This is a genomic window from Streptomyces sp. NPDC058637, assembly GCF_042717325.1.
GTDB lineage: Bacteria > Actinomycetota > Actinomycetes > Streptomycetales > Streptomycetaceae > Streptomyces.
In genome coordinates this window covers 1-20,597 of the sequence record NZ_JBHXRD010000054.1, presented here as the reverse complement: position 1 = coordinate 20,597, position 20,597 = coordinate 1, and the positions used below count along the sequence as shown (strand labels likewise).

Genomic DNA, 20,597 nt, shown 5'->3' with positions numbered 1-20,597 from the left:
CTCTTCCTTCCGGTTGGGTGCGGTCTGTCCGGTCAGCCGGCGAGGAGGCGGAGCACGGCGCAGGCGACGATGCCGTCGTCGTCCACCGAGGAGACGACGGCGACACCGCCCGCCGGCCCCTCCCCCCGTCCGGCCAGGCTCAGCAGGGACCCGATCTGGAACGCCGCTGAGGCACCCGAGGTGTCTCCGACGCCGTCCAGGGACGGTGCCCGGTCCAGGGCCGGGGCGCCGAAGCGGGCGGTGAGTGCCTCGCGCTCCGTGTCACCGGCGTGGCCGGCGAGACCGGAGGCCGAGACCGCCCACACGTCCTGGGCGTCGATGCCCGCCCGCGTCAGCACACCGTCGAGGCAGGCGTCGAGCACGGGGCGCAGCCCTCCGCCCATGTACACGCGTGACTCCACGGCCAGCACCTCGGCGAGCGCGTGGGCGTCCTGCCCGACCTCGGACGCGGATTCGAGCATGAACATGGCGCATCCTTCGCCGAGCAGCGCGCCCGCCGCGTCCTCGTTACGCCGGTGGTGGTCCAGCCACGCCCGCGCGTTCGAGAACTCCTCGACGGCGCCGCACAGCACGGTCTCGGCGCGGCCCGTGCGCAGGAGTCCCGCCGCGTAGCTCAGCGCGGAGAGCCCGGCGACCCGGCCGCCGGCGATCGTGGTGTTCGGGCCCTTCAGCCGGTGCCAGATGGCGCACTGGCCGGCCGCGCAGTTCATCACCGCGTTCGGCATGAGCGAGGGGTCGACGTAGAAGGGGCGGTCACCGACCAGGGAGGCGCGGGTGAAGTCCATCATGCTCTGGGCACTGCCCGTGGTCGTGCCGAGCACCAGGGCGGTCTCCTCGTCGCCGCCCCTGCGCTCGCCCTCGCAGTCCCGCAGCAGGTCCCGGACCGCGGTGACGGCCAGCCCGGTCACCCGGTCCATCGACCGGGTGCCCTTCTTGCCGAGGACCTCGCGGAGTTCGAAGCCGGGAACCAGGCAGGCCCGGTCGTCCGGCGCCGCCCACCGGTCGGAGTCCAGTGCGGTCATGGCGCTCTTCCCGGCCAGCACGCCGGCCGTGAACTCGTCCTTGCCGATGCCGTACGGCGACACCGCGGACCACGCGGTGATCACCGGCCGGTTGAGGGTGCCGGGCGCGCTCGCCGAAAGGGTCATGGTCATTCCGTCCTGCTCAGGTTCCATGGGGCCGACATGTCGTTCAGACCGCGCCCGGCTCGGGAGCCGCCGGGGCGGGCGGTCGCAGCACCAGCGCGGAGCTGCCGTCGTCCTCGTCGCTTCCCGCGACCAGGACCACGGGGCCGTGCGCACGGGCCGCGAAGCCGCCGATCGCGGCGGCGGCCTGCACCACGCCCAGCGCCCCGGACAGCTCGCCCCAGACCGCCGCGAGGTCGTGGCCCGGCAGCTCGGAGGGCAGCACCTTGGCCGCCGCGCCCGAGGCGAACCACGCCGTGAGCGGCGCGGGTTCGTCGGCGGCGAGCTGCTCGAAGCCCGCGGCCACGTCCGGTCCGCGGGTATGGCCGCCGATCACCGCGTGGACCCTGGCCCCGCGGGCCAGGGCGGCCTCGGCGCGCTCCAGCACGAGTGCCGCGCCGCCGTCGGCGACCGGGCCGCCGACGAGTTCGCGCACGATCTCGTTGTCGGGCTCCACGCCGACCACGACCGCCTGGTCGGCACGGCCGGAGCGCAGCAGGGCGGTGCCCCAGCGCATCGCGTCGAGGCCGGAGCTCGGCCCGTTGCACACCATCAGGTTGGGGCCGTGCAGCCCGAACCTGATCGCGATCTCGGAGGCGATGATGTTGCTGGAGGCGTTCGGGGTGTCCATCGGGCTGAGCCCTCGGGTGCCCTCGTCCGCGATGGTCCTGGCGACGCGGCAGGCGGTGTCCACGTTGCCCAGGTTGGAGCTCACGATGACCGCCACCCGGGTGCCGTCGAAGGCCGGCACACCGTCGAGCAGGAGCCCCGCGTCGGTCAGCACGCGCTGTCCGGCGACGAGTCCGAGCTGGGTCGCCCGGTCCTTGTAGCGCAGCCCCTTCTTCCCCAGGACCGCCGCCGGGTCCACGGACCCCACGGGGTGCCGGGCGGCCGCCAGCGCGGCCGCGGAGTCGGCACCGGGCAGGGCGACCCCGACGCCTGTGACAAAGATGCTCATGGTGCCTCGACAATCGCCACGGCGTTGATCCCGCCGAATCCGAATCCATGTACCTGCGCGAGCGAGATCTCGTGCTCGGCCGCCTTGTCGCGGACCAGCCGGAGGCCGGCGGCCTCCTCGATCGGCTGCTCGAGACCGACCAGCGGCGGGACCTTGCCGGTCGCCATCACCTGCAGGGCGGTGACCAGGCTCAGCACGCCCGCCGAACCGCTGGTGTGCCCGGTCATCGGCTTGATGCCGGTCACCACCGGGACACCCGCGTCCGGGCCGAAGACCTCGGCGTACGCGGAGGCCTCGACCAGGTCGTTGAGGGGTGTGCCGGTGCCGTGCAGCATCAGCAGGTCGATGTCGGCGGGCCGGGTGCCCGCGTACCGGTGCGCCTGGCGGATCGCCTCGGCGACGTACTTCTGGTCGGGTGCCGTGGGGTGCTTGGCGTCGCAGGTCATGCCGACGCCCCGGAGCCTGCCCCACAGCGGGCCGCCGGACAGGGGGAGGTCCTCGCGCCGCAGCACGACGGCTGCCGCGCCGTCGCCCAGGATCGTGCCCTTGCGGTTGACGTCCAGGGTCCGCAGCGCGCCGGGCGGCTCCGGCTGGACGCGGTCGGCCAGGCCGAACATGCTCTCGGTGATCGAGTCGACGCCCGCGACGATCACGGTGTCGGCCTCGCCGAGCGCCAGCATGTCCGCGCCCAGTGCCAGCGCGTACAGCGAGGCGGAGCAGGCGTTGGAGAAGGTGTGCGTGTCGGCGGTGGCGAAGCGTTCCCGCAGGGCGGTGCCGAAGTGCAGCCGCTCGGGGCCGAAGGACACCCCGTCGCGCCACCACAGTTCGGCGGAGCGCAGCTCGCGCAGCCCGGTGCCCACGAGCACCGGACAGTCCGACAGGTCGTCGCCGAGGCCGGCCGACTCGGCCGCCTGGGCGACGGCGTCCAGCAGGAATCCGGTGGCGCGCAGCGTACGGTCCACTCCGGCCTCGGGCCGGTCGTCGATCTCGAAGAGCTGCGTCCCGGTGTAGAGGTCGTGGTCGAACCCGCGCATCGGTCCGAGACCGCCGCGTCCGGCGCAGAGGTTCTCGAAGATCTCGGCCGCGTCCCGGCCGATGCTCGCGACCGCGCCGATTCCGGTGATGGGCAGCCTCACCGCTCACCGTCCTGGTACCTGCCGAGGATCACGATCGCGTTGTTGCCGCCGAAGGCGAGCCCGTTGTTCTGCACGATGCGCAGGTCGGCCTCGACCGACTCGTTGGGCACGCAGTCGATCTCGCACTCGGGGTCGGTCTCGCGGTGGTTGATGGTCGGCGGTATGAAGCCGTGGTACGCGGACAGGGCGCAGGCGATCGCGGCGAGCGCGCTGGCGGCGCCCATCGTGTGGCCGAGCATCGACTTCAGCGACACGGTGCGCGGCGGGGTGTCGCCGAACACGTCGTGGATCGCGCGCGACTCGGTCACGTCGTTGGCCTTGGTCCCGGTGCCGTGGGCGGAGATCAGGTCGACCTCCTCCTCCTTCACACCGGCGTTCTTCAGGGCGATCTCCATGCACCGGGCGACGCTCGCCTGGTTCGGCGCGACCTGGTGGTAGGCGTCGCAGTTCATCCCGTAGCCGAGCACCTCGGCGTAGATGCGGGCACCGCGTGCCTGTGCGGAGGCGAGGCTCTCCAGCATCAGCACGCCCGCGCCCTCACCGGTCAGGATGCCCTTGCGTTCGGAGTCGAAGGGACGGCAGACGTCGGGGGCGATGGTGCCGAGCCGGTAGAAGCCGGTGAACGTCTTGCGGCACATGGCGTCCGCGCCGCCGCAGAGCGCGTAGTCGACCGCCCCGGAGCGGATGGCGTCGAAGCCCTGGCCGATCGCGTAGTTGCCGGCCGAGCAGGCGGTGGCGATGGTCACCGCGTCGACGTTGGACAGCCCCAGTTCCTGGGCCGCGGCGATGGACAGCCGGTTCGGGGACACCCGGCGGGCGACGGTCGGGTCCATGGCCGCGGGGCCGGACCTGACCTCGGTCTCGACCAGCTGGTCGAGGTCGTAGGACTCTCCGTCGGTGGTGCCGATCGAGATCATCCCGCGCTGGGCGCGCAGTGATTCGAGGTCGACCCCGGCGGCCTCGACGGCCATCCGGGCCGCGGCGACCGAGAACTGTGTGGCCCGGCCCAGGGTCTCGACGGGCAGGTTGTGGATCCAGCGCTCCGGCTCGGCCCCGGTGATCTCGCACCCGTTGGCGTGCGCGAAACCCTCGGTGTCGAACAGGGTGATCGGCTTGGCGCCGCTACGGCCCGCACGCAGGCCCTCGGCGAACTCATCGGCTCCGACACCGATGCTGGAGAACACGCCGAACCCGGTCAGCACGACCCGGGACGCCGCGTCGTCGCGCATCGCGTCAGAAAGGCTGTCAGACATCAATCTCCCTCGGTACGGCCTGGTCACCACGGGATCGCTACGGGTCACCACGGGTCACCACGGAAAGGGGGGCGGGGGAACCGCCGGACGGTCGCGGCCGGGTGGGCCGCCGGTGCGGGGGAGCCGACGCGCCGACGGCTCCCCCGCACCCGTTCCGGCCGGCGGTCCGCCCGGAGCGGTCCCGTATGTTCCTGGCGGGGCCCGACGCCGTGCGCAGATCCACCAGGGATGACGGAGCCGGTCCTACTTGGCGTCGATCGACTCCTGGACGACGGCGTAGACGCCGTCGAGGTTGACCATCCGCTCCAGCTCGGACTGGTCGATCGTGACCTTGAACTCCTTCTCGAGGCCCGCGAGGATCTCGATGGCGCGCAGCGAGTCCGCGCCGTACTCCTCCTTGAAGAGGCCCTCGCCGGTCACCTCGTCCTCCTCGAGTTCGAGGATGTCGCAGACGATCTCCTTGATGCGGGCCTGCTGCTCGACGGCGGTGGTCGCGCTCATGTGAATCACTCTCAGTTCGTCGTAGGTGGTGACTGCTTGACTGGTTGTGCGGGGTTCATCGGTTACTGCCCGGCGGTGCGCGGGCGGTGGCCCGCGGACCGCTCGGTCTCAGCCGGGCGTGCCGGCCAGGTCCCGGGCCGCCGTGCCGGGGCCCGAACGGGACCGCCGGGTACCGCCCCGGCAGACCTCCCTCGGGTCCCAGCCGTCCGGTCGGTCGGGGAGCAGGTCCGGATCTCCGGACACCACTCCCTGCCGGCCGTGCGCGAGCAGCGGCCGGCCGAGAATGTGGGAGGCGCACGAGATGCCGCCGAGCATGACGCCCGCGACACCGTTGCCCGCCTGGGTGCTGGCCCCGACCACGTGCAGGCCGGCGATGTGGGTCGCCGTGCCGGGCCGGGCCGTGCCGCCCCATTCGGCCATGCCGAACGGGGTGCCGCCGGAGGACAGGGTGTACCGCTCATGGGTCAGCGGGGTCGCCGCCTCCATGTGCGTGATGTGCCCCCGCAGCGGGCCGATGGCCTTCTCCGCCGCGCGCAGGGTGGCTTCGGTGAGCTCCTGCTTGCGGCGCAGGTACCGCGCGTCGCGCCGGTACGAGGTGCTGTCGCCCTCGATCCCGTCGGGGACGCCCCACCACTCGTAGTCGGGCGGGCAGAGCGTCATGACCTGGAGGTTGGCGTGTCCCGGTGGGCACAGCGCGCGGTTCTGCGGGTCCTTGAGCGAGGCGAACGAGCAGAAGAGGAAGGGCACTTCGTCGACGTCGCCGGCGCGTGCCCGGTCGAAGTAGCCGTCGATGTCGTCGGTGTCGTACCACCACAGGTTGGCGTTCGGCCGGTCCCGCAGGTCGGTGTCGAGACCGAGGTAGAGCACCAGCCACGGCATGCCCATGCTGGCGTTCCGGGTGCGGTTCGCGACGGACTTCGAGAAGTGCTCGGCACCGACCAGGTCGAGCACCGTGCGGCGGTAGTCCGCGTTGGACACCACCAGGCCGGTCCGGATCGTCTCGCCGCCGTCCAGGCCGACACCCGTGACCTTGCGGTCCTCCACCAGGATGCGTCGCACCCTGGCGCGGGTGCGGACCTCTCCGCCGTGGGCCTCGATGACCTCGACCAGGCCGGCGGCGAGCGTCTGTCCCCCTCCGGCCGGGTAGTAGGCGCCGCGGAGGTAGTGGTCGGTGACGCTGGTGTGCCGGGCCACCGTCGCCTGACGCGGGGTCAGGCCGTAGTTGGGCGCCTGGGCCGCGAGCACCGTACGTGCCCTCGACGACAGGCCGCAGTGGTCGAACAGGTCGTCCAGGGTGCGCCTGCCCCACTCCCGGACGGCGACGGTGCCGTTCGCGATGTCCGTCGGCGACCAGGTGTGCGACTCGAACAGTGCCGAGCGCTGTTCCTCCCCGACGGCCTCGCAGATGTCGGTGAAGGTACGCAGGCCCTCCGCCTCGTCCGGCATCGCGGCGAGGAGCCGCTTCCGGTACTCGGGCCAGCCGGCCGGCATGTCCACGGAGGCTCCGGGGACCCTGATGAGGTCGAAGCCGCTCCGGTCCATCTCCAGGAACTCGACCCGGTCGCGGAGTCCGAGCCCGCCCAGGACGGACGGGATGACTCCGCCGGGCGCGCAGTCGCCGAGGTAGTGGACACCGACGTCGAACTCGTAGGCCCGCCGCCTGCGGAAGACGTGGCTGTTGCCGCCCACCACCGAGAACTGCTCCAGCACCAGGACGCGGCGGCCCGCGGTCGCCAGGTAGGCGGCCGTGGTCAGGCCGCCGAGGCCGGCACCGACCACGACGGCGTCCCAGTGGCCGCCGCCGGCCGGGCGCCGGGCGGCGCCGCCGGTGTCGTCGGGGTTGCTGTCCACAGTGCTCTCCTTGTCGCTTGCCGCAGATGCTTCTTCGTCACCGTGCGAAGGCCGGTGGCCGCGTTCCGTGTCGCGGCCACCGGCCGGTCTCAGCCGCAGCCGCCGGCGTGGCCCGCGTCGCCGCCGGCCGGCAGCAGGTCGGCGTGGGTCGCCGGGTCCGGCGCCTCGGTCCTCGGGGCGGCGGGCTGCCCGCCCCGGACGGCCCGGACGAAGGGTGCGACCCGGTCGAGGCCCCAGTACTTGTCCCTGCCGGTGATGAAGAACGGCACACCGAACAGCCCGTCGTGGGCCGACTCGGCCAGCAGGGCGGCGCCCCGCTTGCGCAGTTCCGCGTCCTGGGCGGCGGTGGACAGCCGCCGGCCGTCCAGGCCCAGCTCCTGCGCGATGGCCGCGATCACGGCGGGGTCGGAGATGTTCTTGCCCTCCTGCCAGCGGGCGTTGTACGCCGCCGCCACGAAGTCCTTGCCCCTGCCCTCGTCCTCGGCCGCGATCCAGGCGAGGTGGGCGACCTCCCAGCACGGTTCACGGTCGATGGGCCAGGTGATCTCGGCCAGTCCGCGTTCGGTGGCGAGCCTGCGGGTGTCCTGCAGGATGTAGAAGTTCTTCGCCCGGCTCATGGCGACGATCGGGAGGGTGACCCCCTCCTCGGCCAGCAGCTTCGCGGTCTCCTCGTCCGGCTCCCAGAACGGCAGCCAGTCGATGGTGTCGAGCACCTCGGGGTGGTCGGCCATGAGATCGCGGTAGGCGAACCAGGAGTACGGGCTGCGCAGGGAGAAGTACCAGCGCGGTGGGCGTTTGGAAGCCATGGGTTCCTCCGGGGCTCGGTCGTCCGGGGCTCGGTCCGGGGCTGTGGGTGTCCGGGACCGGGTGCGTCTCGGGTCACTCGCCGCGCAGCGCGCGCAGGACCTCGTCGTCGAAGACGGTCATCTGCCACTCGGCCTCCGGCGACTCCTTGTGGCAGTAGCCGTGGGTGATCGAGCCGGTGGCGGTCTGCACGAGCGCGCCGTCCCGCACGACGTAGAAGTCCACGCGGGAGGTGTAGAGCATGTCCTTGAAGACGGACTCCACGGTGTAGACGGTGTAGAGGTCCTCCTCCATGATCGTCTCGTCCGTGAAGTGGATCTTGCACTGCGTCACGACGGGGATCCAGCCGCGCTCGTTGAGCATCCGCTTGATGCTGATGCCGCGGGAGGCGACGAAGACGTGCTTCGCCTCCTCCATCTGACGCAGGTAGCCGGACATCTGCATGCGCTCGGTGAAGTGGCAGTAGTAGTAAGGGACCCGCCACTTCCAGCCGACCGCGTTGTCGTCGCCGATGATCTCGGCGAGCACCGGGTCGGTGTCACTGTTCTCGCCGCGGTGGAGGGCCCCGGCGAAGTCGTCGGACGGGGTCGCGGCCAGCGCGGTGGGCTCCGCGGTGGCGAGCCGGTCGACGAGGAAGCGCCCCAGCTCCGCGGGCAGCGGCTCGGAGCTGTCGACGTTGCTGTCACGGCGCAGCAGGACGCGCAGCTTGGAGCTGACGGCCTTCTTCGGCGCACCGTCGCGCTCGACGGTCGCGGTGACCGCGAAGACCATCGCGGTGTCGGTGTCCTTCGTCTTCGGCGTCACTTCGAGCAGGACGTCGTCGTCGAGGGTGAGCACCGTGTGCAGACGGGTCTCCAGGCCGGCCACGTCGAAGTTGACGCCGTGGACGAGGTACAGCTCGCTCGCGCCGAGGCCGACGGCCCGGAAGTGGTCGAGCACCGCGGCTTCGAGCAGGTAGTTGACGCACTTGAAGCCGATGGCGGTGTTGATGTTGCCGCCCTCGTAGGGGGGCCGCATGGTGACCGAACTCGGTTCGTTCAGAAGCTTCTTGAGCGCGACGTCGGACAGGGTGGTCATCGTGTGCTCCCGTACTCAGTTGACCGCCGCCGGGGTGTGCCCGGCCGGCAGGGTGGTGAGGAATTGCTGGACAGCGAGCGCGAAGCGCTCCGGCCGCTCGGTCATCGGCGAGTGCCCGCAGTCCTCGATCCGGTCGATCGAGGCGTTGCCGAGCGCGCGGGCCAGGGCCTCGCCCTCGGCGGGCGGCGCGACCGTGTCGCCCGCGCCGGTGACGATGTGCACGGGCAGGTCGATGCGTTCGGCGGCCAGGAACGGTGTGCGCAGGTAGGCGTCGAGGTAGCGGATCGCCCAGTAGGGTCCGAGCCGCGCACACGAGAGTTCGGCCATGTCGGCCCGTACGGCCGGGTCCAGGCGGTCGCGGGCCGTCAGCCGGATGTACTCGTCCGCGTTGGCGCGCATGGCGTCGAGGGTCTTCGGCAGCTGGGCCCAGGTGAACTCCGTGGGGTCCTGCCGGAAGAACGGCGACACCAGCACCACACCTCGGATGCCGAACCGCACCCGTGGGTCCACCCCGGCGGCGACCGTGTCGGACAGCAGGGCGAGCAGCAGGATCGTGGCGTAGGAGTGCGCGACCACGATGTCGGGGCGGCCCGGGATCCGGTCGACCGCTTCGCCGACCCAGTCCTTCTCGTCCCGTTCGGTCACCGCGTACGGGCCGCCGGCCCGCCACGGCAGGCCCGCGGTCCACAGGTCGAGCCCGGGGGGCCGGTGCGCGACGAAGGGGTCCCAGCAGCTCTCGCCGCTGCCGAGGCCGTGCAGCAGCAGCGCTCGGTGGTCCGCCTGCGCGGGCACACCTCGCCGCCGGAGCACGAGCGGCTCGACATCGCTGTTTCGGAGCACCGGAAAGCCCTTCCGAAGGCATGGGGAAACGCAGAGGGACAACGGGGAGGAGCGGGCCGGAGCGGCAAGGCGGACCGGCGGTCGCCCGCAGACGCACCGGCCTCGTACGACGGCGGACGACCCTTTCCGGCGCCCTCCCGGGAATCCCGGAAGGTGGTCCGGAACCCCCGGGAGGACGTACGCGCACGTCTGAGGAAGGCAGGCGCGTCCTTCACGGAAGGTCATCGGCCGATGTCGGTTCGACGTCGGTTCGACGTGTTCCGATCGTGCCGGAGGAGCCGGGCGCGACGACAGGGTCTTTACAGCAAGCTGCGACTACAAAGACTTCCAAGCGGCGACGGTGTCGTCCGCACCGCCGGGTGTGCCCATCGAACGCCGGGCCGCCATCAGGGCCTTGGGCCAGTTCACCGTCAGTGCCGCGCACAGCCGCGGGCCGCGGTGGTAGGCCACGGCGAACCGCCGCCGGGGGCCGTCGGCCCGTACCACCGTGACCTCCGCGCCGGGCTCCGGACGTCCGGTCAGGGTGATCTTGCCGCCGTACTGGTCGGACCAGACGAACAACTCGTGGCGGTGGGCCACCGGGTCCGGTCCGAGGATGTTGCGGACGGCGACGGCGGCCTGGTCCACGGCGTTGGTCCAGTGCTCGACCCGCACGTGCCGGCCGAGCAGCGGGTCGCGGCACCGGGCCGCGTCCCCGACCGCGAACACCGTCCGCTCCGCGTCGACCGCGCAGTACTCGTCGCACAGCACCCCGCCGTCGGCGTCCAGCGGTATGCCGGAGCCGGCCAGCCAGTCCGTGGCGGGCCGCACGCCGACACCCACGACGACCGCGTCCGCGTTCAGCCCTGTCCCGTCGGTGAGCTCCACCCCGGTGACGTCGGGCTCGCCGGTCAGGGCGGCGACCGAGGTGCCGCACAGCAGCCGTACGCCGTTGTCGGTGTGCAGGCGCGCCAGTTCGGCGGCGACCTCCTCGCCGAGCAGCCCGGACAGCGGGGCGGGTTGTGCCTCGACCATCGTGACGTCGATCCCGCGCGAGCGTGCTGTGGAGGCCACCTCCGCGCCGACGAAACCGCCGCCGACGACCACGAGGTGCCCGGCCCCCCGGCCGGCCATGCTGTCCAGCCGGTCCTTGAGCGCCAGCGAGTCCGCCAGGGTCCGCAGCTGGTGGACGCCGCGGCGCGGCATGCCGGGCAGCGTCCGGGGAGTCGCGCCGCAGGCCAGGACCAGCCTGTCGTAGGGGAGTTCGCCGCCTGTGCCCAGTCGCAGCACCCGGTTCACCGGGTCCAGTCCGGTGGCGGTCGCGACGTACCGCTCCGCCTGCCACCCACCGGGGTCGCCGAGGGACGCCCGGTCGGGTGTCCACTCGCCGGACAGGATCTGCTTCGACAGCGGGGGCCGGTCGTAGGGCGTGTCCGGGTCCGGGTCGACGAGCACGACCGGACCGGTGTGGCCCGCCTCGCGCAGGCCGCTCACGACCCGGGTGCCGCCCACGGACGCCCCGACGACCACCACGCGGCCGGCGTCCGTCGTGCGGCCGGCGTTCATCGTGCCGCTCCGTCGTGGACGAGCTCCGTGTCCCCGGTCCGGGGTTCCGGGCCCGGGAGACGGGCGGCGAGCGCGCGGGGGGTGCGCAGTTCCAGTACGTCCCGCAGGCCGAAGGTCCACCCCTCCTTGCGGGCCCGCCCGGCGAGGCGGACGGCTCGCAGGCTGTTGCCGCCGCGGGCGAAGAAGTCGTCGTCGAGGTAGACCGCAGGCAGGTCGAGCACCTCGGCGAACAGCTCGCACAGCCGCTGCTCGGCGGGGTTCTCCGGCGCGGCACCCGCCACCTCGGCGACGGCCCCGGGCGCGGGCAGAGCGGCCTGGTCGAGCTTCCCGTTCGCGGTCAGCGGCAGGTCGTCGACCACCATGATCCGCGCGGGCACCATGTAGGCGGGCAGCACCTCGGCGACGGCCGCGCGCAGGGCGGCGGGGGCCGGCTCCGCCCCGTCCGCCGGTACGGCGTATCCGGCCAGGTAGCGGTCTCCGGCCCGGTCCTCGCGCGCGATCACGGCGGCGAGCCGCACCCCGGGCAGGGAGCCGAGGACCGAGCTGACCTCGCCGAGCTCGATCCGGTAGCCGCTGATCTTCACCTGGTCGTCGGTGCGGCCCAGGTACTCCAGGATCCCGTCCGTGCGCACCCGGGCGATGTCTCCGGTGCGGTACATCCGGCCGCCGCCGAAGGGGTTCGCCACGAACCGTTCGGCGGTGAGGCCGGGGCGGCCGAGATAGCCGCGTGCGACCTGACCGCCCGCGATGTACAGCTCACCGGCCGCTCCGCGTCCGGCCGCCGCGAGCCGCTCGTCCAGCACGTACAGCTCGGTGCCCGGCGTCGGCATGCCGATGGGGACGGCGCCCGGGGCGGCCTCGTCCCCCGGTTCGATCCGGAACACGCAGCATCCGACGGTCGCCTCGGTGGGACCGTACTCGTTGACCACGGCCGCCCCGGGGTGCGCTGCGCGCCACCGGTCGACGACGTCCCCGCGCAGCATCTCGCCGCCCACGACCAGTTCGCGGGTGGGCGACAGCGAGGCCGGCAGCGCGGCCAGCAGCGGCAGGTGGGACGGGGTCGCCTTGACGAAGCCCGGCCGGTCCTCGGCCGGGCCGGCCGCCGGCTCGCGGTCCAGTGCCGCGACCCGGACGCAGCCGCCCAGGAGCAGCGGCCCGTACAGCGCGGTGACGGTGAGGTCGAAGGCCACCGGGGAGTGCAGCAGCGCCCCGTCCGCCAGACCCGGGTACTCCGCGCACGCGAAGTCCAGGTAGCGCGTCAGGGTGTCGTGCTGCACGGTGACGCCCTTGGGGCGGCCGGTCGACCCGGAGGTGTAGATGACGTAGGCCAGGTTGTCCGCGCGGAGCGGGGCGGTGCGGTCGGCGCCTGTGGGGTCGTGGGCCGGCAGGCCCGCCGCGTCGGCGGCGGCGAGGGCCCCGGCGACGGTCAGGGTCTCCGGGCCGCCGTCGGCGCCGGGCGGTGCGGCCCGCTCCCCCAGCACCAGGTCGAGCCCGGTGTCCCGGACGATGAACGCGGTCCGCTCGGCGGGGGAGTCGCTGTCGATCGGGACGTAGGCCGCACCGGACTTGAGGATGCCGAGCAGCGCCACCACCAGGTCGGCTGACCTGGGCATCCGCACCCCGACGAGGCGTTCGGGGCCGATTCCGCGGGCGGTCAGGTGGTGCGCCAGCCGGTTCGCCCGGGTGTTGAGCTCCGCGTAGGTCAGCTCCTGCCCGTCTGAGCGGACGGCGGGGGCGTGCGGGGTGCGCGCCGCCCGCAGCTGGAAAAGGTCGGGCAGGAGTCTTTCAGCCATCGTGTCTTCCATCTTTCGGAACGGGACGCTTCGTGATCGCGGGTACGCGGTTCACCCGGCGCGGCCGGCGGCCAGCTGACGGATCGTCGGAGACAGGTACAGGTCACGCATGGCGACGACCGTGGTGCCGCCGCGCCGGCGCAGCGCCGCACCGACGCGCATGGCCAGCAGCGAGTTGCCGCCGAGGTCGAAGAAGTTGTCGTCGGGGCCGACCGGAACGCCGAGCACCTCCTGCCACACCTCCAGGAGGTCCGCGGTGAACGCGTCCTCGGGTGCGGCCGCCTCCCCTGCGGTGACCGGCACGGGTGCGGGTGCGGGTGCGGAAGCAGGCGCGGGCCGGGGGAGCCTGTGGGCGTCGAGCTTGCCGTTCGGGGTGAGCGGCATCCGGTCGAGCGGGGTGACGGTCGACGGAACCATGTACTCGGGGAGGTACCTGGCGGCCCGCTGCCGTACCCCGGCGGTGTCGTCGCCCTCCAGCACCACGTACGCGTCGAGCTGGGCGGTCGCCGGGTCGTCCGGGTCGGTCCTGTTGAGTACGACCGCGGCGGCGCCCACCCGCGGGTCGTCCAGCAGCACGGCCCGGATCTCGTCGAGCTCGATGCGGAAGCCGCGCAGCTTGACCTGGTTGTCCAGCCTGCCGAGGTGTTCCAGCCTGCCGTCGGGCAGCAGCCGGCCCTTGTCCCCGCTGCGGTACACGCGTTCCCCGGTGCGCGCGTCGGTGAGGAAGCGCTGCCCGTCGAGGTCCGGCCTGTTGAGGTAGTGCGCCGCGACCCCGGCCCCGCCGACGTGGATCTCGCCGGCGACGCCGACGGGCAGCGGCCTGCCCTCCGGGTCGGCGACCCGCACCCACCAGCCGGGCAGGGCGTGTCCGACGGACTTCGATCCGGTGAGCGCCTCGGCCCTGGTGACGGTCTGCGCGGTCACGTGCACGGTCGTCTCGGTGATGCCGTACATGTTGACCACCCGGCACCCGGACTCCGGGTGCCGGTCGAACCAGGGCAGGAGCATGCGGGGTTCGAGCCCCTCACCGCCGAAGACCACCAGCCGTACGGGGACGGGTTCGGCCCCGTCCCGTTCGACGTCCATCAGGTGGGCGAAGGCGGACGGGGTCTGGCTGAGCACGGAGACCCGTTCCTGGACCAGCAGCCGGTGGAAGTCCTCCGGCGAGCGCGACACCCAGTAGGGCACGACGACCAGACGGCCGCCGGTGAGCAGGCAGCCCCAGATCTCCCAGACGGAGAAGTCGAAGGCGCTGGAGTGGAAGAGCGTCCAGACATCGTCGGAGCCGAGTGCGAAGTCCTCCAGGGTGGCGGCCATCAGGCTGAGCACGTTCACGTGCGGGATGACGACACCCTTGGGGCGGCCGGTCGACCCGGAGGTGTAGATGACGTACGCGGGGTCGTGCGGGCCGGTCGACGAGGACGGCGGACCGTCGCACGTCCCGGGGGTCAGCTCGGCGATCTCCGCCGTACCGATGACGCGGGCGGTGCCGCCGGGGAAGTCCGCACGGTCCGTGACGACGACGGCGAGCTCCGCGTCCCCGGTCGTGTACGCGAGCCGCTCCAGCGGATAGGCCGGGTCCATGGGTACGTAGGTGGCGCCGGCCTTGAGCACGGCGAGCAGCGTGACGACGAGCTCGGCGGACCGGTCCAGGCAGACCCCGACGCGGTCGCCGTCGGCGACTCCGAGCCCGCGCAGCGCGTGGGCGAGCCGGTCGGCGCGGCTGTCGAGCTCGCGGTAGGTGAGCCGGGTGGACCCGTAGGACACGGCGACGGCGTCCGGGCGGGAGGCGGCGATGGCGGCGACGGCCACGTCGATCCGCTCCGGGTCGAACCACGGGAGGCGGGCGGGCCGGCCGAGTTCCGCCGTGGCGGCCAGCTCGGCCTCGTCCAGCAGGGCGACGTCCGCGACCGGGGTGTCGGGTGACTCGGTGAGCGCCCTGTGCACCCGTGCCACGTGTCCGAGCAGCCGGTCCGCGATGTCCGCGTGCAGCAGGCGGGGCGAGTGGTCGCAGCGCAGCAGCAGCTCTCCCCCGGCGTCGCGGACCACGGAGACCGTCACGGGGAACGGGGCGCGCTGGAACGGCAGGTAGGCGGACCGGTCCGTACCGGGGACGGCCGCCGGGCCGTGGCCGACGGCGACGACGCCCACGACGGGGGCGGCGGCCTCGGCGTCGCCGCCGGTGGCGGCGCGTGCGCGCCGCAGGTCCTCGGTGTGCCAGGCGGGTCCGGCGGCGAGGGCCGTACGGACGCTCTTGTCCACGGTGCCGAGCGTGCTCGCCGGGCCGGCCTCGACGGGTACCAGCGCGACGCCCTCGACGGCCCGCGGGTCCGCGGGGTCGGTGACCAGGGCCTGCACCAGGGGCCGGGTGCTCCCTTCGTAGCGTGCCAGGACGATGCCGAGGGCGGCCGTCCAGCTCTCGGTGTCGCCCGCGGGACAACCGGCGGGCAGCGGCAGCGCGCGGGTCTGCGGGGTGTCGGGCCCGTCCGGCCGGCCCAGGCCCCAGTCCGGCCGGTCGTCGTACACGCAGTCGGCGAGTACGGCCGCCTGCGCGGCGGCATCCGGGGCCGCGGGTGCCTCGGCCGCGGTGCCCGCCGCCTCATGCCCGGTGCCGGGTGCCGTGCCGATCACCTCGGCGGTGAACCGGCGCAGTCCGGCGGCGCCGAGTACGGCCCGGTGGGCGACCACGACCAGTTCGCTCACGCCGTCGGTGTACGTCAGCAGCACCGCGCGCACCGCCGGGTCCCGGTGGGCGACGAGGGGCCGGGTGAGCTCCCGCGTACGCCACCGCTCCGCGTCGGAGGAGTCGGACCTGCACGGCACCGCCTGCGTCCACGGCGCCGTGGCTTCCCGGAAGACGGCCGTCGGGCCGGCGGGCACCAGCTCCGCGGCCCGCGCGGAGAACCGGGCCGCCAGCGCGTCCCGTGCGTCGGCCCGCAGGGGACCGGTGATCCGGGCGCCGAGCGCGTGGCACACCGCGCCGGGTGCTTCCCGGCCGCTCTCCCGGATCCGGTCCGGGGAGGGGACGACGGTGCGCCGGGCGGGACGGAGACCTGCGACGGCGTCCTGTTCAGAGATCGACACGACTGGTTCCCTTGACGTGGTTGCGGTGCTTCACCGGGCGGTGAAGCCACCGTCGACGGTGAGCACGGAGCCGGTCACCTGGGCGGACTCGTCGGAGGCCAGCCAGAGTGCTGCCCCGGCGACGTCCTCCGGCTCGATCAGCGCGTTCATGGGCTGCGACTGGACGAAGGTCTCCTCGCTCTCGGAGACCGGGAGGTCGAGCGCCCTGGCGATCTCGCCGAGCATCCGTCCCTCCGCCCGGCTGTCGTCCCGGATCGATCCGGGGCACAGGGCGTTGACGCGTACCTTCAGCGGCGCGTAGTCGAGCGCGGTCGCCTTCGTCAGGCCTATCAGGCCGTGCTTGGACGCCGCGTAACCGGCGAAGCTCCGGTAGCCGACGAGGCCGGCGGTGGAGGCCACGTTGATGATGCTGCCCGCACGCTGGGCCAGCAGCAGGGGGCCGACGACGGAGGTCATCCGCCAGGCGCCGGACAGGTTGATGTCGAGCATCACCTGCCACTCCTCCTCGGCGATCTCGTGGGCGGGCTTCCCCGACGGCGCGACGATGCCCGCGTTGTTGACGAGCACGTCCACCCGGCCGAACCTCTCGACGGTCCGGTCGACGGCGGCCCGCAGGGCGGCGGAGTCGCGGATGTCGGCCTCCGCCGTGAGGACGGCCGCCCCTTCCTTGCGGCACTGCTCGGCCGTGTGCGCGAGCTGGCTCGTGGTCCCGAGCGCGTAGGGGACGCCCTCGATGTCGCCGCACACGTCGATCAGCGCCAGGTCGGCGCCCTCGCGGCTGAACGCCAGCGCACAGGCACGGCCGACACCGCGTGCGGCTCCCGTCACGATGACGGTCTTTCCTTGCAGGCGCACCAGATCTCCTTACGGTCGGTGGTGGTCGGCGGGCTCGCCCGCCGCACTCGTCGGGAGCGGACGGCAGCAGCTCGTCGGGAACGGGCGGCAGCCCGCCGGGAGCGGGCCTCCGCTCATCGGGAGCAGACGTCCGCGAGTACCCGGATCAGGGCCTCGGTGTTGTCGACCAGGTACATGTGGCCGCCCTCGACCTCCACGAGGTCGAACTCCTTGCCGGTGGCCTTGCTCCACTCCATGGCCTGCTCGGAGCTCACCAGGGTGTCGGTGGCACCACGCACCGACGTGACCGGCACGGGCAGCGGGGTGTCCGAGAGGGCGACATAGCTCTCGTGCATCTCGACGTCGGCCCGCAGCGAGGGCAGCAGCAGCTCACGCATCTCCGGGTCCTCCAGCGCCTCGTGGCGGTAACCGGCGAACTCCCGCACCCTTTCGAGGAACTCGTCGTCGTCGAGACCGCTCGCGCCGTTCTCCCGGCGGGTCCACGGGCCGGGAGATCCACTGACCACGAGCGCGGCCAGGTCGACCCCGTCGGTCGCGGCCAGCCGGTGCGCGATCTCGTAGGAGAGGACCGCGCCGAGACTGTGCCCGAAGAGCACGACCGGTCCCCCGCCGGACACCCGCTCCAGCACCTCGGGCATCAGCCCTTCGACGGCCACGGCCACGTCCTGGTAGGGCTCTTCCGCGAAGCGCTGCTCGCGGCCGGGCAGCTGCACGGCCGCCAGGTCGAAGCGGTCCTCGCAGAGCGGGACCCACGGGCGGAAGACCGAGGCACCCGCACCGGCGAACGGAACACAGAGCACTGTCGTTCTTGCCATCTCAAATCCTCTTTCTGCTTTCGGAAATGCGCCGTTCGGGCGTCACGTGCGGTCTGCGCGGGCGGTGTGGTCCAGCTTCTTGGCCAGCACCGCCCCGATCCCGGCGAGCGGCTGCGGCCGCATGAGGTCGTTGTGCGCGGCGGGGACGGCGTGGATCGCCAGCTCGCCGCCGATGTGGTGCAGCCAGTCGCCCGGCTCGCCCGCCGGGTCGACCATCGCGGCGAACATCACCGCGCCCGCCCGGCAGCGGCCCGTGACGGAGCCGGCCTCGATCCGGAAGCTGTTGGCCATCACCCGTTGCAGGCGGCGCAGTTGCTCCTCGGTGAGCCCGGCGAGCTCCTTGCCGGACGCGCGCATCGCGGCCATCACCCGGCCGAACTCCACGGGCCCGTCGAGATCGGCCGCCTCCATGCCGATCGCGGCCAGGATCCCCTGGAGGAAGTCCTGTTCGGAGAAGGACACGGCCGGCTCCGGCTCCGTACGCGGATAGGCGTCCAGCAGGGCGAGCAGTTCGACCTCCTGGCCCGCCGACTCCAGGAGTCCGGCCATCGCGTGCGCGACCCGGCCGCCGAGCGACCAGCCGAGCAGCCGGTAGGGGCCCTCCGCCTGGACGGTGCGGATGAGGGCCACGTAGTCGGCGGCCATCTCCTCGACGGTCGCGGGCAGCGGCTCGTCGTCGCCGAGGCCCGCCGACTGCAGTCCGTAGAGCCCGACACCGGCGGGGAGGTGCTCGGCCAGCCCCGCGTAGGGCCAGCTGAGCCCGCCCAGCGGGTGCACGCAGAACACGGGTGCCTCGGTGCCGCCGGTACGCAGCGGCAGCAGCCGGCTCAGCGGGCCCGCGCCCTCGGCCTCCGAGAGGCGTACGGCCAGTGCCGCGACCGTCGGCGCCTCGAAGATCGAGACCACCGACATCTCGGCGCCCAGCCGGTCGCGGACCATTCCGATGAGCCGGGTGGCGAGCAGCGAATGGCCGCCGAGCTCGAAGAAGTTGTCGTCGATGCTCACGGTGTCGTGGTCGAGCAGCTCGGCGAAGATCTCGCAGAGCGCCGTCTCGGTCGCGTCGCGCGGGGCACGGCCGGGCTCCCGCTCCAGCAGCTGCGGCTCGGGCAGCGCCTTCTTGTCGACCTTTCCGTTGGGCGTGACGGGTACGGCGTCGATGGCCGTGTAGTGGGCGGGCACCATGTGGTCGGGCAGCACGTCGGCCAGGTGGTCGCGCAGTGCGGCCGGCTCCGGGAGCTGTCCGGAACCCGCGGGTGTGACGTACGCGGCGAGACGGGTGTCCCCCGACGGAGTCGTGTGTACGGCGACGACCGCGCTGCCCACCAGCGGGTGCTGGGCGAGGGCGTGCTCGATCTCGCCCAGCTCGACGCGCCGGCCGCGGATCTTCACCTGGTCGTCGGTACGGCCGAGGTACTCCAGCACCCCGTTCGCGGTGATCCTGGCCAGGTCGCCGGTGCGGTAGAGCCGGGAGCCGGGCGGACCGTAGGGGTCGGCCACGAACCGCTCGGCGGTCAGCGCGGCACGGCCGAGGTAGCCGTGTGCCAGCTGGACCCCGCCCAGGTACAGCTCACCGCCACTGCCTGCCGGAGCCGGTGCGAGCGCCGGGTCCAGTACGTAGGTCCTGGTGTTCCAGACGGGCCTGCCGATCGGGACCACCGCGGTGGCCGAGTCCTCGGCGCAGTCCCACGAGGTCACGTCCACGGACGCCTCGGTCGGCCCGTAGAGGTTGTGCAGAGCGGCCGGCAGCAGCGCCCGGAATCGCTTGCTCAGCCCGGTGGGCAGCGCCTCGCCGCTGCACAGCACCCGGCGCAGGCCGGTGCAGTGCGCGGCCTCCGGCTCGGCGAGGAACACCTCCAGCATGGACGGGACGAAGTGCGCGGTCGTCACGCCCTCGTCCTGGATCAGGCGCGCCAGGTAGGCCGGGTCGCGATGGCCCCCTGGCTTCGCGACGACCTGGACCGCACCGGTCACCAGCGGCCAGAAGAACTCCCACACCGATACGTCGAACCCGGACGGGGTCTTCTGCAGGATCCGGTCGTCCGGGCCGATCCGGTAGGTGTCCTGCATCCACAGGAGCCGGTTCACGATGCCCCGGTGCGGTACGACGACCCCCTTCGGCAGGCCGGTCGAGCCGGAGGTGTAGATGACGTAGGCCGGGGAGTCCGGCAGCGGTCCCGGCAGGTCGGCGGTGCCGCGCAGCGCGGCCGCCTCCTCCCGCGTACCGGGCTCGTCGAGCACGACGAGCTTCCCGGCCGTGTTCCCGGGCAGACCGTCCCGCGCCGCGCTCGTGGTGATCACGACGGCCGGGGCCGCGTCGGCCAGCATGTGGGCGATCCGCTCGGCCGGGTAGTCCAGCTCGACCGGCAGGTAGGCGGCGCCCGCCCTGATCGCGGCCAGGAGGGCGACGGTCAGCGCGGCGGATCGGGGAACGGCGACGGCGACGGTGTCCCCGCGGCGTACTCCCCGGGCGGCGAGGAGCGCGGCCAGCGCGGCGGACTGCTCGTCCAGCTCCGCGTAGCTGAGCCGCGCGTCGTCGGCGGTCAGCGCGAGTGCGTCCGGGGTCTTCGCGACCTGGGCCGCGAAGAGCCCGGCGATGGTCTCCGGCTCCGCACCGGACACCTCGGGCAGCTCCAGCACGTGCCCGGTGTCGTTCCACCCGGTCAGCAGCTGTGCGCGCTCGGCCCGGTCGAGGATGTCGATGCGGCTGAGCGGCTTGGACGGGTCCGCGGTGCCCGCGTCGAGGAGGCGGACGAGCCGCTCGCCGATGTGCTGGACCGTGCTCTCGTCGAAGAGGTCCGCACTGAAGTCCACCGTGACTTCGATGCCGGCCGGGGCGCCGTCCAGATCCGTGCGCTCGACGAAGTTGAACCCCAGATCGAACTTCGCCGCACCACCCTCACC

The 20,597-nt window shown here is 73.0% G+C and carries 15 protein-coding genes; all 15 read right to left on the bottom strand.

Annotated features, from left to right (window positions below; all coding sequences use genetic code 11):
- Positions 1 to 32 precede the first annotated feature (32 nt).
- Positions 33 to 1,154 (bottom strand): beta-ketoacyl synthase N-terminal-like domain-containing protein, encoded by a 1,122-nt coding sequence (locus ACFWVP_RS33450; protein ID WP_384501760.1) that lies wholly within the window; start codon positions 1,152 to 1,154, stop codon positions 33 to 35.
- A 37-nt stretch (positions 1,155 to 1,191) separates the two neighbouring features.
- Positions 1,192 to 2,142 (bottom strand): beta-ketoacyl synthase N-terminal-like domain-containing protein, encoded by a 951-nt coding sequence (locus ACFWVP_RS33445; RefSeq protein ID WP_384501759.1) that lies wholly within the window; start codon positions 2,140 to 2,142, stop codon positions 1,192 to 1,194.
- A complete protein-coding gene (locus ACFWVP_RS33440; RefSeq protein ID WP_384501758.1) occupies positions 2,139 to 3,278 on the bottom strand; it encodes a beta-ketoacyl synthase N-terminal-like domain-containing protein in 1,140 nt (379 codons plus the stop codon). The genes ACFWVP_RS33445 and ACFWVP_RS33440 overlap by 4 nt, the downstream gene beginning before the upstream one ends.
- Positions 3,275 to 4,531, bottom strand: a complete 1,257-nt coding sequence (locus tag ACFWVP_RS33435; protein ID WP_384501757.1) for a beta-ketoacyl-[acyl-carrier-protein] synthase family protein — start codon at positions 4,529 to 4,531, stop codon at positions 3,275 to 3,277. The genes ACFWVP_RS33440 and ACFWVP_RS33435 overlap by 4 nt, the downstream gene beginning before the upstream one ends.
- Positions 4,532 to 4,774: 243 nt before the next feature.
- A complete protein-coding gene (locus ACFWVP_RS33430) occupies positions 4,775 to 5,032 on the bottom strand; it encodes an acyl carrier protein (RefSeq protein ID WP_384501756.1) in 258 nt (85 codons plus the stop codon).
- A 108-nt stretch (positions 5,033 to 5,140) separates the two neighbouring features.
- Positions 5,141 to 6,883, bottom strand: a complete 1,743-nt coding sequence (locus ACFWVP_RS33425; protein ID WP_384501755.1) for a phytoene desaturase family protein — start codon at positions 6,881 to 6,883, stop codon at positions 5,141 to 5,143.
- Positions 6,884 to 6,972: 89 nt separating this feature from the next.
- Positions 6,973 to 7,689, bottom strand: a complete 717-nt coding sequence (locus ACFWVP_RS33420; RefSeq protein WP_384501754.1) for a 2-hydroxychromene-2-carboxylate isomerase — start codon at positions 7,687 to 7,689, stop codon at positions 6,973 to 6,975.
- A 73-nt stretch (positions 7,690 to 7,762) separates the two neighbouring features.
- Positions 7,763 to 8,764 carry a hypothetical protein gene (locus ACFWVP_RS33415; RefSeq protein ID WP_384501753.1) on the bottom strand — a complete coding sequence of 334 codons (1,002 nt, stop codon included), beginning with the start codon at positions 8,762 to 8,764 and terminating at the stop codon, positions 7,763 to 7,765.
- A gap of 15 nt (positions 8,765 to 8,779) precedes the next feature.
- Entirely contained in the window at positions 8,780 to 9,604 is an 825-nt protein-coding gene (locus ACFWVP_RS33410; RefSeq protein WP_384501752.1) for an alpha/beta fold hydrolase, read from the bottom strand.
- Positions 9,605 to 9,919: 315 nt separating this feature from the next.
- Positions 9,920 to 11,149, bottom strand: coding sequence for an NAD(P)/FAD-dependent oxidoreductase (locus ACFWVP_RS33405; RefSeq protein ID WP_384501751.1), 1,230 nt, complete (start codon positions 11,147 to 11,149; stop codon positions 9,920 to 9,922).
- The gene (locus ACFWVP_RS33400; RefSeq protein WP_384501750.1) at positions 11,146 to 12,942 is read right to left on the bottom strand and encodes a non-ribosomal peptide synthetase; all 1,797 of its coding nucleotides are present in this window, start codon (positions 12,940 to 12,942) and stop codon (positions 11,146 to 11,148) included. The genes ACFWVP_RS33405 and ACFWVP_RS33400 overlap by 4 nt, the downstream gene beginning before the upstream one ends.
- A 51-nt stretch (positions 12,943 to 12,993) precedes the next feature.
- Positions 12,994 to 16,026, bottom strand: coding sequence for an amino acid adenylation domain-containing protein (locus ACFWVP_RS33395; protein WP_384501749.1), 3,033 nt, complete (start codon positions 16,024 to 16,026; stop codon positions 12,994 to 12,996).
- Between the two features lie 30 nt (positions 16,027 to 16,056).
- A complete protein-coding gene (locus ACFWVP_RS33390; protein WP_384501748.1) occupies positions 16,057 to 16,881 on the bottom strand; it encodes an SDR family oxidoreductase in 825 nt (274 codons plus the stop codon).
- Positions 16,882 to 16,994: 113 nt separating this feature from the next.
- Positions 16,995 to 17,696, bottom strand: coding sequence for a thioesterase II family protein (locus ACFWVP_RS33385; RefSeq protein ID WP_384501747.1), 702 nt, complete (start codon positions 17,694 to 17,696; stop codon positions 16,995 to 16,997).
- A gap of 42 nt (positions 17,697 to 17,738) precedes the next feature.
- Positions 17,739 to 20,597 (bottom strand): amino acid adenylation domain-containing protein (locus ACFWVP_RS33380; protein WP_384501746.1); only part of this gene is annotated, 2,859 nt, incomplete at its 5' end.

Excerpts from the sequence above, each read along its gene's own strand:
- ACFWVP_RS33450 (WP_384501760.1), bottom strand. The coding sequence starts at position 1,154 with ATGACCATGACCCTTTCGGCGAGCGCGCCCGGCACCCTCAACCGGCCG.
- ACFWVP_RS33445 (WP_384501759.1), bottom strand. The coding sequence starts at position 2,142 with ATGAGCATCTTTGTCACAGGCGTCGGGGTCGCCCTGCCCGGTGCCGAC.
- ACFWVP_RS33435 (WP_384501757.1), bottom strand. The coding sequence starts at position 4,531 with ATGTCTGACAGCCTTTCTGACGCGATGCGCGACGACGCGGCGTCCCGG.
- ACFWVP_RS33430 (WP_384501756.1), bottom strand. The coding sequence starts at position 5,032 with ATGAGCGCGACCACCGCCGTCGAGCAGCAGGCCCGCATCAAGGAGATC.
- ACFWVP_RS33420 (WP_384501754.1), bottom strand. The coding sequence starts at position 7,689 with ATGGCTTCCAAACGCCCACCGCGCTGGTACTTCTCCCTGCGCAGCCCG.
- ACFWVP_RS33415 (WP_384501753.1), bottom strand. The coding sequence starts at position 8,764 with ATGACCACCCTGTCCGACGTCGCGCTCAAGAAGCTTCTGAACGAACCG.
- ACFWVP_RS33405 (WP_384501751.1), bottom strand. The coding sequence starts at position 11,149 with ATGAACGCCGGCCGCACGACGGACGCCGGCCGCGTGGTGGTCGTCGGG.
- ACFWVP_RS33400 (WP_384501750.1), bottom strand. The coding sequence starts at position 12,942 with ATGGCTGAAAGACTCCTGCCCGACCTTTTCCAGCTGCGGGCGGCGCGC.
- ACFWVP_RS33385 (WP_384501747.1), bottom strand. The coding sequence starts at position 17,696 with ATGGCAAGAACGACAGTGCTCTGTGTTCCGTTCGCCGGTGCGGGTGCC.